General features: G+C 62.5%; 14 protein-coding genes and 1 tRNA gene. 11 read left to right on the forward strand and 4 right to left on the reverse strand.

Annotated elements, in window-relative coordinates; all coding sequences use genetic code 11:
- Position 1: 1 nt before the first annotated feature.
- Positions 2–946: a DMT family transporter gene (locus ACTIEY_RS09030; protein WP_439518777.1), complete on the reverse strand. Its 945-nt coding sequence runs from the start codon at positions 944–946 to the stop codon at positions 2–4.
- Positions 947–1272: 326 nt separating this feature from the next.
- Between ACTIEY_RS09030 and aceA the strand changes: the two genes are divergently transcribed.
- Positions 1273–2604: an isocitrate lyase gene (gene aceA / locus ACTIEY_RS09035; protein ID WP_439518778.1), complete on the forward strand. Its 1332-nt coding sequence runs from the start codon at positions 1273–1275 to the stop codon at positions 2602–2604.
- A gap of 90 nt (positions 2605–2694) precedes the next feature.
- Here aceA and ACTIEY_RS09040 read toward each other — a convergent pair whose 3' ends face one another.
- Both ACTIEY_RS09040 and ACTIEY_RS09045 read right to left on the reverse strand, forming a co-directional pair.
- On the reverse strand, positions 2695–3201 hold the full coding sequence (locus tag ACTIEY_RS09040) for a pyridoxamine 5'-phosphate oxidase family protein (protein WP_439518779.1): 507 nt from the start codon (positions 3199–3201) through the stop codon (positions 2695–2697).
- A 91-nt stretch (positions 3202–3292) separates the two neighbouring features.
- Positions 3293–3895: a hypothetical protein gene (locus ACTIEY_RS09045; RefSeq protein ID WP_439518780.1), complete on the reverse strand. Its 603-nt coding sequence runs from the start codon at positions 3893–3895 to the stop codon at positions 3293–3295.
- A gap of 291 nt (positions 3896–4186) precedes the next feature.
- On the opposite strand from ACTIEY_RS09045, the gene thrS reads away from it, so the two are divergent.
- From thrS to ACTIEY_RS09095, 10 genes are all read left to right on the forward strand, one after another.
- Positions 4187–6094, forward strand: a complete 1908-nt coding sequence (gene thrS, locus ACTIEY_RS09050; protein ID WP_439518781.1) for a threonine--tRNA ligase — start codon at positions 4187–4189, stop codon at positions 6092–6094.
- Between the two features lie 108 nt (positions 6095–6202).
- Complete coding sequence (infC, locus tag ACTIEY_RS09055) at positions 6203–6814, forward strand: translation initiation factor IF-3 (RefSeq protein WP_439519430.1); 612 nt, start codon at positions 6203–6205, stop codon at positions 6812–6814.
- Positions 6815–6995: 181 nt separating this feature from the next.
- Positions 6996–7199: a 50S ribosomal protein L35 gene (gene rpmI / locus ACTIEY_RS09060; protein WP_066151481.1), complete on the forward strand. Its 204-nt coding sequence runs from the start codon at positions 6996–6998 to the stop codon at positions 7197–7199.
- A gap of 24 nt (positions 7200–7223) precedes the next feature.
- The gene (gene rplT / locus ACTIEY_RS09065; RefSeq protein WP_086120609.1) at positions 7224–7583 is read left to right on the forward strand and encodes a 50S ribosomal protein L20; all 360 of its coding nucleotides are present in this window, start codon (positions 7224–7226) and stop codon (positions 7581–7583) included.
- Positions 7584–7707: 124 nt separating this feature from the next.
- Positions 7708–8760, forward strand: coding sequence for a phenylalanine--tRNA ligase subunit alpha (gene pheS, locus ACTIEY_RS09070; RefSeq protein WP_439518782.1), 1053 nt, complete (start codon positions 7708–7710; stop codon positions 8758–8760).
- A gap of 9 nt (positions 8761–8769) precedes the next feature.
- Positions 8770–11202 carry a phenylalanine--tRNA ligase subunit beta gene (pheT, locus tag ACTIEY_RS09075; protein WP_439518783.1) on the forward strand — a complete coding sequence of 811 codons (2433 nt, stop codon included), beginning with the start codon at positions 8770–8772 and terminating at the stop codon, positions 11200–11202.
- 25 nt (positions 11203–11227) lie between these two features.
- Positions 11228–11554 (forward strand): integration host factor subunit alpha, encoded by a 327-nt coding sequence (locus tag ACTIEY_RS09080; RefSeq protein ID WP_439518784.1) that lies wholly within the window; start codon positions 11228–11230, stop codon positions 11552–11554.
- A gap of 194 nt (positions 11555–11748) precedes the next feature.
- Positions 11749–12204, forward strand: coding sequence for a MerR family transcriptional regulator (locus ACTIEY_RS09085; RefSeq protein WP_439518785.1), 456 nt, complete (start codon positions 11749–11751; stop codon positions 12202–12204).
- 35 nt (positions 12205–12239) lie between these two features.
- A tRNA-Pro gene (locus tag ACTIEY_RS09090) sits at positions 12240–12316 on the forward strand.
- Positions 12317–12390: 74 nt separating this feature from the next.
- Complete coding sequence (locus ACTIEY_RS09095; protein ID WP_439518786.1) at positions 12391–13506, forward strand: NAD(P)/FAD-dependent oxidoreductase; 1116 nt, start codon at positions 12391–12393, stop codon at positions 13504–13506.
- Here ACTIEY_RS09095 and ACTIEY_RS09100 read toward each other — a convergent pair whose 3' ends face one another.
- Positions 13507–14592 carry a quinone-dependent dihydroorotate dehydrogenase gene (locus tag ACTIEY_RS09100; RefSeq protein ID WP_439518787.1) on the reverse strand — a complete coding sequence of 362 codons (1086 nt, stop codon included), beginning with the start codon at positions 14590–14592 and terminating at the stop codon, positions 13507–13509.
- Positions 14593–14621: the final 29 nt, after the last annotated feature.

Genomic DNA, 14621 nt, shown 5'->3' on the forward strand with positions numbered 1-14621 from the left:
GCTACTTCGAAGCGCCTTTGCGCTCGGGCAACGTCGCTAGCACCAGGCCCAGCAGCGCAATACCGAAGGCCACGCCCTGCAGCGCGGTGAGCCGCTCGCCCATGAACACCACGCCGATGGCCGCGGCGCTGATGGGCAGCATCACCGTGAAAACGCCCGCCTGGGACGCTGGCACCACCTTGAGCCCCGTCATCCACAACCAGACCGTCCACATGCTCGCGGCCAGCGCGTAGAACACCAGAAGAACCCAGATGGGCGCCGCCACGGTGCCGAAGTCGAACTGCCAGGCGGCCCAGATGCCGAAGGGCGTGACCAGCGCAAATCCCCAGAGGTTGATGACCGCCGAGATCCGCTTGGGGCTCAGCCCTTCGGTGAGGCGTTTGCCGATCACCACGTAGGACGCTTCGCAAACCACAGCCGCAAACACCAGCAGGTTGCCCAGCAACGCACGGCTGATGCCGAACGGCCCACTGGTGTCGACCACGGCATTCACACCCGCGTCGACCTTCTGCAGCGAGAACAGGCCGATGCCGATGGCCGCGCAGGCGATGCCGGCCAAGCTGCGCCAGCCGATGCGCTCGCGCAGGAACAGCCAGCTGAGCACGGCCACCACGGCTGGAATCGAAGACATGACCACGCCCGCGGCCACCGCGGTCGTCATGCTCACCCCGAACAGCATGCAGATGGAAAACAGGAAGTTGCCCAGGAACGATTCCAGAAAGAGCAGGCCGCGAGTGCGTGGCGTCATCGGTGCTTCGTCGGCAGGCTTGCGCAACCAGTTCCACATCGCCAGGCCACCGATGCCAAAGCGCAACCAGGCCAGCAGGAACACCGGGAACACCAGCACCAGCGGTTTGGAGAGGGCCACGTAGCTGCCCACCAGGGACATGCTCAACGCCAGGCAGGCGCAGGCCCACCAGCGGTTCAGGGGGAGATTTGGATTCACAGGAAGAGGGCGTCGGCGCGAAAGTGGGCTGAATGATGCCCGATGGGCATGGGCGGCATTCCTGCATGAGAAATCTTACTTTCGCATTATAAAAATCGCAAATGCTGCGGCGCATGATTTTTTCTCAATGCGAGAAAGAGGCTTCTGCATTGAGAAATCTCGCAACTACATCGTTGAAAAACAAGAAGAAAATTTTTCTCTTATATAAGATATAAGAGCTTCCAAAACTCTTCTATAAGACTTAAAGTCACTCCATCGGCATCCGCTTGCGGCCGACCGATGCAAGCCGAAGCCAGCCCTTCCTGTTCAACCTCACGGAGTCCGTCATGCCCCAATCCCTTACCGAGCAACTCAGCCGCGCACAACAGATCGAAGCCCTGGAGAAAGACTGGGCGACCAATCCGCGCTGGAAAGGTGTGAAGCGCGGCTATTCCGCCGCCGATGTGGTCCGCCTTCGCGGCAGCATGCAGATTGAGCACACCCTGGCCAAGCGCGGTGCTGAAAAGCTGTGGGACAAGGTCAACGGCGGAGCCAAGAAGGGCTACGTGAATGCCTTTGGTGCCATCAGCGCAGGCCAGGCCATGCAGCAGGCCAAGGCTGGCCTGGAGGCGGTGTACCTCTCTGGCTGGCAAGTGGCCGCCGATGGCAACACCAGCGAGACCATGTACCCCGACCAGTCGCTGTACGCGTACGACTCGGTCCCCACCATGGTTCGCCGCATCAACAACACCTTCAAGCGCGCCGATGAAATCCAGTGGGGCCGTGGCATCGAGCCGGGCAGCCCGGAGTTCATCGACTATTTCCTGCCCATCGTGGCCGACGCCGAGGCCGGCTTTGGCGGCGTGCTCAACGCCTTCGAACTGATGAAGAACATGATTGCGGCCGGTGCCGCTGGCGTGCACTTCGAAGACCAGCTCGCCGCCGTGAAGAAGTGCGGCCACATGGGCGGCAAGGTGCTGGTGCCCACGCAGGAAGCCTGCGAGAAGCTGATCGCTGCGCGCTTCGCTGCCGACGTGATGGGTGTCTCCACCATCGTGCTGGCCCGCACCGACGCGGAAGCCGCCAACCTGATCACCAGCGATCACGACGCCAACGACAAGCCCTTCCTGACGGGCGAGCGCACGCAGGAAGGTTTCTACCGCGTCAAGAACGGGCTGGAGCAAGCCATCAGCCGCGGGATTGCCTACGCGCCCTATGCCGATCTGGTGTGGTGCGAAACGGGCGTTCCCGACATAGGCTTCGCCCGCGAGTTCGCCCAAGCCGTGCAGGCCGCCTGCCCGGGCAAGCTTCTGTCCTACAACTGCTCGCCCTCGTTCAACTGGAAGAAGAACCTCAACGACAAGCAGATCGCATCCTTCCAGGAAGACCTGGCCGCGCTCGGCTACAAGTACCAGTTCATCACGCTGGCCGGCATCCACATCAACTGGTTCAACACCTTCCAGTTCGCCCACGCCTACGCCCAGGGCGAAGGCATGAAGCACTACACGGAAATGGTGCAGGAGCCCGAATTCAAGGCGCGCGACAAGGGCTACACCTTCGTGTCGCACCAGCAGGAAGTGGGCGCAGGTTACTTTGACGACGTGACCACCGTGATCCAGGGCGGCTCATCGAGCGTGAAGGCGCTGACCGGCTCGACCGAGGAAGAGCAGTTCCACTGAGTCCACCCGAAGAGGTGAGGAGACAGGGCCACCCTTCGGGGTGGCCTTTTTTGTTCGGGGGCACGGTGCGCCCAGCGCCGTTCTCCGGACTCAGGGACGGACTTCGCCGGATTCCCCAAGTTGCGCCTGCTGGCCGGTAAGGGCGGCCTTGGCCATCACGAACAACTGCGTCAGCTGGTTTTCTTTCACGTCCCAGTAGTGAGCGTGCTCGATTCGCACCGACACCAACGCGAGGTCCGGATCTTCGGGACCGCCGGGAAACCAGGCCTCGGCGGCGGTGTTCCAGAGCTGCCGCGTCCTTTCCAGATCATTGACCACCTGAGCGGTCCCAGAGACCGAGACGTACGTGTCGGCATCCGGGTCCGAATAGCTTACGTTCACGATGGGGTCGGCTTCGAGATCTCCCACGGGCCCGCCCTTGCGCGACATGAAAAACCAAAGCCTGCCGTCTTTCAGATCCTTGTTCTGCGTCGTCATGGGCCGCGAGTGCATGTGGCCCTCGTGTTGCCCGCCGTGGTGGCGGGTGACGAACATCCCGAACTGGATGTCCTTGATCATCTTCCAGAGGTCGTCGGTCGTCTTTTGTTCGGATGCCATGGGTTGCCTTTCAAGAATGATGGTCAATCCTTCCGGCAATCGGCGTTCCCGGCCCGGCTCGTCCGCATGGTCGGTCGGTCCGGGAGAACGCTCAGTTAGCGGTGACCGCGGGAGCCTGTGGCGCGGCCGCTGGGGGCTCGACGGGGTCGAGCAGGCCGGGCCGGGGATTTCGCTTCATTTCCTCTGCCAGCGTCAACTGGTCTGGGCTCATGCATTCATCGGCCACACGCGCACCGAGCTTCTGGCTCATGAGCATCGACTTGTTGCCCAGCTGCAGCCAGAGCGCCCCGCGTTTGGGGTCTTCGAGGCGAATGGCGCCGGTGCGGCTTTCGACAGGGTGCATGTAGTAGCGCGCGTTGCGCATGTTCTTCACCTGCACCAGAAAGAAGCCCTGGCGCTTGGCGGGCGTGATTTCGACCGAAGACCCCAGTTCACAGGGAATCTGTCCGACGTACACCCTTTGAGCGATGGCCAGATCGGCTTCGCTGAGGACCACGTCGGAGTGCTCGTCGATCGGTGTCACTTCTTCCACGGCCTTGGCCGCCGAGCGAGCCAGCGGTGCGCGCTTGGTCGTGGGCTTCTTGGCTGTCGGAGCGGGCTTGACAGCGGGCTGTGGCGAAGGGGTTTGCGCCACCGCCGCCAGGGGGGAGATGGCCAGCGCGCTGAGGGACAAAAGCAGAGGGAGTAGTTTCATTCTGTGTAGGGATTGAACAGGTCGTAAGGGCCGTAGTCTGCCCGCATGGCGGCTTCAATGATGTTCGTAGATGTTTCGCAAGGGCCTGTCCGGGCCAGCCGGGAGGTTTTGTGTGAAAATCGCGCTTCTTCTGACTCATCAAGAGCGAGAAAGGCAATCTGGTTATGACACCGCGAACTATGGAGATCACCCTCCTGGCCCTCTGAGGCCTGCAGTTCGCGCCTGCCCGATTCCCCTTTCCTCTCCACACCAGCGCGGCCCCTGCCGCGCTTTTTTGTTTTCTGGACGACCATGTTGCACATCACGCTTCCCGACGGTTCCCAACGTGAATTTCCCGGCCCGGTGACGGTGGCTGAAGTGGCGGCGTCCATCGGCGCGGGCCTGGCCAAAGCTGCGCTCGCAGGGAAGATCGGTGAGAAGGTCGTCGACACCAGCCACCTCATCACCCAGGACAGCCCGCTGTCCATCGTCACCGCCAAGGATCCCGATGGCCTGGAGGTGATTCGCCACTCCACCGCTCACTTGCTGGCCTACGCCGTCAAGGAGCTGTTTCCCGAAGCTCAGGTGACCATCGGCCCGGTGATCGAGCACGGCTTCTTCTACGACTTCTCCTACAAGCGGCCCTTCACGCCCGAGGACCTGGCCGCCATCGAGAAGCGCATGGCCGAGTTGGCCGCGAGGGACGAGCCTGTGGTTCGCCGCGTCTTGCCGCGCGACGAGGCGGTGGCCTATTTCAAGGGGATGGGGGAGCACTACAAGGCCGAGATCATCGCCAGCATCCCGAGCAATGAAGATGTGTCGCTCTACCGTGAGGGTGCGTTTGAGGACCTGTGCCGGGGCCCGCACGTGCCCAGCACCGGCAAGCTCAAGCACTTCAAGCTGATGAAGGTGGCTGGCGCCTACTGGCGTGGCGACCACCGCAACGAGATGCTGCAGCGCATCTACGGCACGGCCTGGGCCACCAAGGAAGACCTGCAGGGCTACCTGACGATGCTTGAGGAGGCCGAGAAACGCGACCACCGCAAGCTGGGCCGAGAGCTCGACCTGTTCCACATGGAAGAAACGGCGCCTGGCCTCGTCTTCTGGCATCCCAAGGGTTGGACGGTCTGGCAGGCGGTGGAGCAGTACATGCGTGCCGTCTACCGCGACAACGGCTACCAGGAGGTGAAGGGCCCGCAGATTCTTGACAAGAGCCTGTGGGAGAAAACCGGCCACTGGGACAACTACCGCGACAACATGTTCACCACGGAATCGGAGAAGCGCGAATACGCGCTCAAACCGATGAACTGCCCTGGGCACGTGCTGATCTTCAAGCAGGGCATCAAGAGCTACCGGGATCTCCCGTTGCGCTACGGAGAATTTGGCCAGTGCCATCGCAATGAACCCAGTGGGGCGCTGCACGGCATCATGCGCGTGCGTGGATTCACGCAGGACGACGGCCACGTGTTCTGCACCGAAGACCAGATCCTGGACGAATGCATTGCCTACACCGCATTGCTGCAAAAGGTCTACGCGGATTTCGGCTTCAAGGACATCATCTACAAGGTGGCGACCCGCCCGGAAAAGCGCGTGGGCTCCGACGAGCTGTGGGACAAGGCGGAGTTCGCCGTCATGGAGGCGCTGCGGCGTTCCGGGTGCGAATTCATCGTCTCACCCGGCGATGGCGCTTTTTACGGACCCAAGATCGAGTACACGCTCAAGGACGCCATCGGTCGGCAGTGGCAGTGCGGCACGATGCAGGTGGACTTCAACACCGCGGAGCGCCTGGGGGGCGAGTACGTGACCGAAACCAGCGGGCGCGCTCATCCGGTCATGCTGCACCGCGCCATCGTGGGCAGTCTGGAGCGCTTCATCGGCATCCTGATTGAACAGCATGCCGGTGCGTTGCCCGCCTGGCTGGCGCCGGAGCAGGTGGCGGTGCTCAACATCACCGACACCCAAGCAGATTACTGTCGTGAAATCGCGAAAACGTTGCAGAATCAAAGGCTTAGGGTGGTGACTGACCTGCGCAACGAGAAAATAACGTATAAAATACGAGAGCACGCGTTGCAAAAGCTGCCTTACATCCTTGTCGTGGGCGACAAAGAGAAGGCGGCTGGTGCCGTGGCTGTGCGGGCTCGAGGCAACAAAGACCTCGGTGTCATGCCGCTGGAAGCCTTTTCCAAACTCATTGCGGCAGACGTTTCATCCAAGGTTTGACATCAAACACCAGGATAGAAGCCCTGCGGTCATTGCGTCCTGCGCATGCAAGCTGACGGCCTTCACGGCCGCCCATGTGTTTGATCAGCCCACATAAAGGAACTCACCATAGCTACCAACTTTCGCGACCGCCGCCAGCGTGAAGAGCGCGCACACCGCTTGAACCGGGAAATCATGGCTCCAGAGGTTCGCCTCAACGGACCAGAAAACGAGCCGCTGGGCATCGTCAGTCTGCAGGAAGCGTTGCGCATGGCCGGTGAGCTGGATGTGGATCTGGTCGAAATTGCGGCCACCGCTGTCCCTCCCGTGTGTCGCCTGATGGACTATGGCAAGTTCAAGTACCAGGAGCAGAAGAAGGCCGCTGAAGCGAAAGCCAAGCAGACCGTCATCGAAATCAAGGAAATCAAGTTTCGGCCGGGCACGGACGATGGCGACTACAACATCAAGATGCGCAACATCCGCCGGTTTCTGGACGATGGCGACAAGTGCAAGATCACGTTGAGGTTCCGCGGCCGGGAAATCACCCACCAGGATCTTGGCCTGGCGCTTTTGAACCGCATTCGCGACGAGCTGGCCGATTCCATTGTGGTGGAGCAGTTTCCCAAGCTCGAAGGGCGCCAGATGATCATGATGATTGCGCCAGGGCGCAAGAAGGCCGGTGGCGGAGCGACCAAGGCCACCGAGGCGGCGGCACCGGCAGAAGGTCAGTCGGCAGCCTGAAGGAACGTTGGAAGACAAAGGATTGGACCGCCAGATTAGTCTCCTGGTGGTTCGAGGCACCATCCGAGAGGAAGGATGCCGAACGGGCGGCTTGAAAGCTGTCCATAAAAGTGGCTCGGGGCCAACAAGTCCGCGGAAGGTTCGCGGCGCCTCACGAGCACAAATGAAAAGGAGCATGCAAATGCCCAAAATGAAGACCAAGAGCAGCGCGAAGAAGCGTTTTCGCGTTCGTCCCGGTGGCACCGTCAAGCGCGGTCAAGCCTTCAAGCGTCACATCCTGACCAAGAAGACCACCAAGAACAAGCGCCACCTGCGGGGTGCAGTGACTGTGCATGAGACCAATATGGGTCACATGGCGCAGATGCTGCCCGGCATGGGCATTTGATCAACGACGAACAAGGAGTAGCACATGCCTCGCGTCAAACGTGGTGTCACGGCTCGCGCCCGACACAAAAAAGTCCTGGCTCTGGCCAAAGGTTTCCGCGGCCGCCGCGGTAACGTCTTCCGCATCGCCAAGCAGGCGGTGATGAAGGCCGGGCAGTACGCCTACCGCGATCGCCGCACCAAGAAGCGCGTGTTCCGGCAGTTGTGGATTGCCCGTATCAACGCCGGTGCCCGCGCATGCGGCCTGACGTACAGCCAGTTCGCCAATGGCCTGAAGAAGGCCCAGATCGAGATCGACCGCAAGGTCCTGGCCGATCTGGCGGTGAACGACCCGGCTGCCTTTGGCAGCATCGTGGAGCAAGTCAAAGCCAAGCTGGCCGCTTGATTCACGACAGGGATGCATCGCGGCTTGCCGTGGTGCTCCCCAGTCGCTCAAAGGGGTTGAGGCTTGAGGGGTTCCCTCGCTGGCTTCAACCCTTTTTTTGTTTCCCAACGATGCCATCACACACATGAACGAGTTGGATGAACTGGTCGAGGGCGCGCGGGTTGCGTTCTCCGACGCCACAGCCCCCGCCGATCTGGAGAACGCCAAAGCGCTTTTTCTGGGAAAGTCGGGTCGCATCACCGAGTTGATGAAGGGCATGGCGTCCCTCTCTGTGGATGAGAAGAAGACGCGTGGCGCGGCCATCAATCGGGCCAAGCAGGCGATTGAGGCAGCACTGAACGAGCGCCGTCAGGCCCTCGCGGATGCAGAACTGCAGACACAGCTCAGGGCTGAGGCACTCGATGTGACGCTGCCAGGCCGTCAGCGGGGGCTCGGCGGACTTCATCCGGTGAGCCTCACGCTCGAGCGCATCGAGGACATCTTCGGGTCCATGGGATTCGAAGTCGCCGAAGGTCCCGAAATCGAGTCCGACTGGTTCAACTTCACTGCGTTGAACACGCCCGAAGATCACCCGGCGCGGTCCATGCACGACACCTTTTACGTGGAAGGTGGCAACGCGAAAGCGCCCAATCTGCTGCGCACGCACACCAGCCCGATGCAGATTCGCCACGCGGTGCAGCACGTCAAGCGCCACCCTGCATCGTTGGAAGCGGGTTCTGGCATGCCTGAGATTCGCGTCATTGCGCCGGGCCGCACGTACCGCGTTGACAGCGACGCGACCCATTCGCCGATGTTCCATCAGTGCGAGGGCCTGTGGATCGGCGAGAACGTGAGCTTCAAGGACCTGAAGTTCGTCTTTACCGATTTCTGCCGCACCTTCTTCGAATCGGACGACCTGGTGCTGCGTTTTCGCCCGAGCTTCTTTCCGTTCACGGAGCCCAGCGCCGAGATCGACATCCAGTTCCAGGATGGCCCGCTGGCCGGCCGCTGGCTGGAGGTGGCTGGCTCAGGACAGGTGCACCCCAATGTGGTCCGCAACATGGGCCTGGACCCTGAGCGTTACATCGGCTTTGCCTTTGGCATGGGTCCAGACCGCCTGACCATGCTGCGCTACGGCGTCAACGACCTTCGCCTGTTCTTTGACGGCGACGTCCGTTTTCTCTCGCAATTCCGCTGAGATCCCGACATGCAATTCCCCGAATCCTGGCTGCGAAGTTTCTGCAACCCGCCCCTCACCAGTCAACAACTGGCCAACACCCTGACCATGGCTGGTCTGGAAGTGGAGGAGCTGCATCCCGTGGCGCCACCGTTTTCGAAGGTGGTGGTGGGCGAGATCAAGGCGGCAGAGCAGCATCCCAATGCCGACCGCCTGCGCGTCTGCCAGGTGGATGTGGGGCGGGGCGATCTGCTCCACATCGTCTGCGGCGCGCCCAATGCCCGGGTGGGCATCAAGGTTCCGTGCGCACTGGTGGGCGCTGAACTGCCACCGGGTGACGACGGCAAGCCCTTCCAGATCAAGCTCGGCAAGCTGAGGGGCGTGGAGAGCCAGGGCATGCTGTGCTCGGCGCGGGAGCTCAAGCTGTCCGAGGACCATGGCGGCCTGCTGGAACTGTCCGACGACGCGCCACTGGGCCGAGACGTCCGCGAACTGCTGGCCCTCGACGACATGCTGTTCACACTGAAGCTCACGCCCAATCTGGCGCACTGCTTGAGCGTCTATGGCATTGCGCGTGAAGTGGCCGCGCTGACGGGTGCGCCGCTGGTTGAACCTGTGTTCAAGCCGGTTCCCGCCAGCCTGCAAGACCGCATGCCGGTGAAGATCGACGCGCCCGATCTGTGCGGGCGTTTCTCGGGACGCATCGTGCGCGGCGTCAACACCAGGGCCGTCACCCCGCCATGGATGGTGGAGCGACTGGCACGCTGTGGGCAACGCAGTGTGACGGCGCTGGTGGACATCTCCAACTACGTCATGTTCGAGCTGGGCCGCCCTTCGCACATTTTCGACCTTGACAAAATCCACGGCGGCCTGACCGTGCGTTGGGGCCGGGACGGTGAGTCCTTGAAGCTGCTCAACGGCAACACGGTTGCGGTCGACGGGCAGGTCGGCGTGATTGCCGATGAGCGAAGCGTCGAGTCCCTCGCCGGCATCATGGGCGGTGACGCAACGGCCGTGTCCGACGACACCCAGGCCATCTACATCGAAGCCGCCTTCTGGTGGCCCAGGGCCATTGCAGGCCGTTCGCGGCGGTACAACTTCTCGACCGACGCCGGCCATCGTTTCGAGCGCGGGGTCGATCCCTCCACGACGGTGGAGCACGTCGAACGCATCACGCAACTGGTGCTGGAAATCTGTGGCGGCCAGGCCGCCGTGCTCGAGGACCATGTGGTCAATCTTCCCCAGGTGCAGAAGGTCAGCCTGCGTGTGGCTCGTGCGCAGAAGGTGATCGGCATGCCACTCACTCAGGCGCAATGTGCGGGTGCTCTGCGACGCCTGGGCTTGCCGGTCGAGGAGGGTGAAGGTGTGGTGTCGGTCCTGCCGCCAGCGTACCGCTTTGACCTCTTGATCGAGGAAGACCTGATCGAGGAAGTGGCTCGCGTCATCGGGTACGAAAACCTGCCCGATACCCCGCCGCTGGCCCCCATCACGGCGCGCATCCGGCCCGAGTCGCGCCGTGGACCTTTTGCCCTGCGGCGATTGCTGGCCCACCTGGGTTATCAGGAAACCATCAACTTCAGCTTTGTCGAGGAACGGTGGGAGCGCGAGTTGGCCGGCAATGCCGACCCGGTCCGTCTCCTCAACCCGATCGCCAGCCAGATGAGCGTGATGCGCTCCTCCCTTCTGGGCAGTCTCATGGCCGTGCTGAAGTTCAATCTGGATCGTCGTGCCGACCGGGTGCGGTTGTTCGAGCTCGGGCGTGTGTTCATGAAGGATGCTCAGGTGGCCGACAGCGACACCTCGGTCGCAGGTTTTGCTCAGCCGATGCGCGTGGCGGGCCTCTGCCATGGTGGTGCGGATGCCTTGCAATGGGGGACGGAGGATCGCGCGGTGGACTTCTTCGATGCGAAGGGCGACGTTCAGGCGTTGCTCGCTCCTCGCGTTGCCGAGTTCCGGGTCGCCGAACATCCTGCCATGCACCCCGGGCGCTGTGCGGGTGTCTGGTTGGGCGACCAGTGCGTCGGGTACGTCGGGGAACTGCACCCGCGCTGGCGCCAGGCTTACGAACTGCCGCAGGCGCCCGTCATGTTCGAACTGGACCTGAACGCGGTGCTGGCGCACCCGGTCCCCGCCTACCGGGCCGTCGGCCGGCACCAGGCGGTCGAGCGCGACCTGGCCATCGTGGTCAAGGAGTCGGTCACGCATGCCGCGGTGGTTGACGCGATTCGGGCGCCCGAGACTCCGTGGCTCAAGGATGTGGTGCTCTTCGACGTCTATCGGCCAAAGAAGCTTGCAGGCGAACAGACCACGGCTGGTGCGCTGGGGAATGATGAAAAAAGTCTGGCCGTGCGGCTGGTGCTAAACCGCGACGACGCTACACTGACCGAAGAGGACATCGAGGCGACCATCCGAGTCGTGCTGGCGTCTGTGGAGCAACGCCTGGCCGGCCGGCTGCGCGCCTGATTGAACGAGGATGGAGAAACCCCGAATGGAACTCGCCGTCGAAAGCCTGGAAACCCCGGCGCTGACCAAAGCGCAGCTTGCGGAACTGTTGTTCGACCAGATTGGCCTCAACAAGCGCGAGTCCAAGGACATGATCGACGCTTTCTTCGATCTGATCACGGACAGCCTTGTCGAAGGGAGCGACGTGAAGATCTCGGGTTTTGGCAACTTCCAGATTCGCACCAAGGCACCCCGTCCTGGCCGCAATCCGCGCACGGGCGAGCCGGTGGCCATCCAGGCACGCCGGGTCGTGACCTTTCACGCCAGTCCCAAGCTCAAGGAACAGGTTCAAACGGCCGTCATCGGCGGCTGATTTTGGTCTGGCAGGCTTTGCACTGACGCGTCCCTGGGTCCGGCAGATCGCCCCTGGGCAGGTGGCTTTCGATGCGTGGGCGCGCCACCCTCCATCCCGTTTGCAACATTTCACACGGATTTCATCGATCCGCCTCGCGCGCCTGCCCGAGTTAGAGTAGATTTCAAGGTTCGGTCTGTACTGCCTTGATTTTCATGGAAAAATCACTTCCGCCCATCCCAGCCAAACGCTACTTCACCATCGGTGAAGTTGGCGAGCTGTGCGGCGTCAAGCCGCACGTGCTGAGATATTGGGAGCAGGAGTTCACCCAGTTGCGCCCCATGAAGCGCCGTGGGAACCGGCGCTATTACCAGCATCATGAAGTCCTGATGATCCGGCGCATTCGGGAATTGCTCTACGACCAGGGTTTCACCATCAGTGGCGCTCGCAACAAGCTGCAGGAGATCGTGCAGGCCGAGCGGGACAAGCGCCGCAGCGAAGACGGCGAGGCGATCGATGTGATCGAGCTCGACGAGATGGTCAATGGCGCCGAGGTGGTGGTGCCCTTCATCGAGGCCGACGATCCTGAGTTCCGCCAATCGGGTTCATTGCTGCACGAGGTGCGGCGTGAGCTGCTTGAAATACGCGAGCTTCTGCGGCACACCGCCTGAAAGCCCTTGATTGGAGGCTATAATTTAAGGCTTGTCGGCGTGTAGCGCAGCCTGGTAGCGCACTTGCATGGGGTGCAAGGGGTCGCGAGTTCGAATCCCGCCACGCCGACCATTTGTTCAAGGAAGCCCGGTACCGCAAGGTGCCGGGCTTTTCTCATGGTGAACACGTCAATTCGAAGGGCCCTGATGCAGGACGTCGAACAGGTTGATGCGCTGGTGATCGGTGCAGGCGTCGTGGGCCTGGCGGTGGCCCGTGCCCTGGCGCTGTCTGGTCGTGAGGTGATGGTGCTCGAGCGTGAGTCGGCCATCGGTACCGGGACCAGCTCGCGCAACAGCGAGGTGATTCATGCGGGCATCTACTACCCGCCCGGCTCCCTCAAGGCCAGGTTGTGTGTGCAGGGTCGGAATGCGCTTTACGCGTACTGTGCCGAGCGCGGTGTGGGTCACAGGCGTTGCGGAAAACTGATCGTGGCGACCACCCCGTCCCAACTGGCGGGTTTGCCGACCATTCTGGACAAGGCGCGTCGCAACGGTGTGCCTGATCTCGAGTTGCTCAGTGCCGAACAGGCCAGGCGCCTCGAGCCGGATCTGCACTGCCTGGGGGCGGTCCATTCCCCGTCCACGGGCATCGTGGACAGTCATGGACTCATGTTGGCTTACCAGGGCGATCTTGAACACGCGGGGGGCCTGGTGGCCCTGCACACCGCGGTGGAGCGCCTCGCGGTGTCGGCGCAATGCATTGAAGTTCGCTGCACCGATGGCACCCGCCTGCTGGCGCGATCAGTGGTCAATGCCGCCGGCCTCTTCGCGTGTGAACTGGCCCGACGCACCGAGGGGCTCGACCCAGCGCATGTGCCTCGAGCCTGGTACGCCAAGGGCAACTACTTCACCATGACCGGGCGGGCACCGTTTTCGCACCTTGTCTACCCCGCGCCGGAACCCGACCGTCACCTCGCGGGTCTGGGTGTGCACCTCACCCTCGACCTGGGCGGGCAAGCCCGGTTCGGTCCCGACGTGCAATGGACCGATTCGCCCGACGATCTGGCGGTCGACCTCTCGCGAGCCGATGACTTCTATGCCGAGGTTCGTCGCTACTGGCCGGGCCTTCCTGAAGGCGCCCTGCAACCGGGCTACGCCGGCATCCGTCCCAAGATCAGCGGTCCGCAGGACGCCGCCGCAGATTTCATGATTCAGGGTCCTGCTGTGCACGGCCTGCCGGGGCTGGTCAATCTGTTCGGCATTGAATCTCCTGGCCTGACCAGCAGCCTCGCCATCGCAGACCGGGTGGTTTCGCTGCTTTGATCAGGCCTTGGCACGCGCCTGAATGGCCCGCGCTGCTTCCCAGACGAGCGAAGGGCCCTTGTAGATCAGGCCGGTGTAGATCTGCACCAGCTGCGCGCCAGACTCGATCTTGCTCACTGCGTCGTCGGCGCTGAGCACCCCGCCCACGCCGATGATGGGGAAACTCTTGCCCAGGCAGGCGCGCAGCTGGCGGATGACACGGTTGCTCGCCTGAAGCACGGGAGCGCCTGAGAGTCCCCCGGCTTCCTGCGCGTGCGGCAGGTTGGCCACCGCCTCGCGGCTCAGGGTGGTGTTGGTGGCGATCACGCCCAGCGCGTCGGTGGCCTGACCGTTGCTGTCCGCGCCGTAACGCATCAGGGTGGTGGCGATCACCTCGATCTGGGTGGCGTCCAGATCGGGTGCGATCTTCAGAAAAACAGGAATGCGGCGGCCATGGCGTTGCGCCAGCAACTCGCGCCGCTCGGCCACCGCCCCCAGCAGCGCATCCAGTGCGGCGTCGCTTTGCAGGCTTCGCAGGTTTTGGGTGTTGGGACTGGAAATGTTGACCGTGACGTAGTCCGCGTGGCGATAGACGCCGTCCAGGCAAGTGAGGTAGTCGTCGGTGGCATTTTCGATCGGCGTGCTCGCGTTCTTGCCGATGTTCAAGCCCAGCAGCATGGGACTCACGCCCGCCTGCGCCCGAAAGCGCGCGTTCTGCACGTTGGACAGGAAGGCGTCGAGCCCTTCGTTGTTGAAACCCAGGCGGTTGATCAACGCATTGGCCTTGGGCAGGCGAAACATGCGGGGCTTGGGATTGCCGCTTTGCGCCTTGGGCGTCACGGTACCCACCTCCACGAACCCGAACCCCATCGCGGAAAGGCCGTCGATGCAACGCGCGTTCTTGTCCAGGCCAGCGGCAAGACCGACGCGATTGGGAAACTGCAGACCGGCCACCGTGCAGGGGTCGTGCACGCGGGGTTCACCGTACAGGCAGGTGAGCGGCGAGTTCTGGAGGCGTGCGATGGATTGGAGAGTGAGTTCGTGGGCGACTTCGGGATCCAGGCTGAACAGGAACGGGCGTGCGACAGCGTAGGGCAGGAGCGACATTGGATAATCCGGCTTGTTGTTTTACCGAT

Source organism: Hydrogenophaga sp., from assembly GCF_051858985.1.
Taxonomy (GTDB): Bacteria; Pseudomonadota; Gammaproteobacteria; order Burkholderiales; family Burkholderiaceae_C; genus Hydrogenophaga.

Excerpts from the sequence above, each read along its gene's own strand:
- aceA (WP_439518778.1), top strand. The coding sequence starts at position 1,273 with ATGCCCCAATCCCTTACCGAGCAACTCAGCCGCGCACAACAGATCGAA.
- ACTIEY_RS09040 (WP_439518779.1), bottom strand. The coding sequence starts at position 3,201 with ATGGCATCCGAACAAAAGACGACCGACGACCTCTGGAAGATGATCAAG.
- ACTIEY_RS09045 (WP_439518780.1), bottom strand. The coding sequence starts at position 3,895 with ATGAAACTACTCCCTCTGCTTTTGTCCCTCAGCGCGCTGGCCATCTCC.
- thrS (WP_439518781.1), top strand. The coding sequence starts at position 4,187 with ATGTTGCACATCACGCTTCCCGACGGTTCCCAACGTGAATTTCCCGGC.
- rpmI (WP_066151481.1), top strand. The coding sequence starts at position 6,996 with ATGCCCAAAATGAAGACCAAGAGCAGCGCGAAGAAGCGTTTTCGCGTT.
- rplT (WP_086120609.1), top strand. The coding sequence starts at position 7,224 with ATGCCTCGCGTCAAACGTGGTGTCACGGCTCGCGCCCGACACAAAAAA.
- pheS (WP_439518782.1), top strand. The coding sequence starts at position 7,708 with ATGAACGAGTTGGATGAACTGGTCGAGGGCGCGCGGGTTGCGTTCTCC.
- pheT (WP_439518783.1), top strand. The coding sequence starts at position 8,770 with ATGCAATTCCCCGAATCCTGGCTGCGAAGTTTCTGCAACCCGCCCCTC.
- ACTIEY_RS09080 (WP_439518784.1), top strand. The coding sequence starts at position 11,228 with ATGGAACTCGCCGTCGAAAGCCTGGAAACCCCGGCGCTGACCAAAGCG.
- ACTIEY_RS09085 (WP_439518785.1), top strand. The coding sequence starts at position 11,749 with ATGGAAAAATCACTTCCGCCCATCCCAGCCAAACGCTACTTCACCATC.
- ACTIEY_RS09095 (WP_439518786.1), top strand. The coding sequence starts at position 12,391 with ATGCAGGACGTCGAACAGGTTGATGCGCTGGTGATCGGTGCAGGCGTC.
- ACTIEY_RS09100 (WP_439518787.1), bottom strand. The coding sequence starts at position 14,592 with ATGTCGCTCCTGCCCTACGCTGTCGCACGCCCGTTCCTGTTCAGCCTG.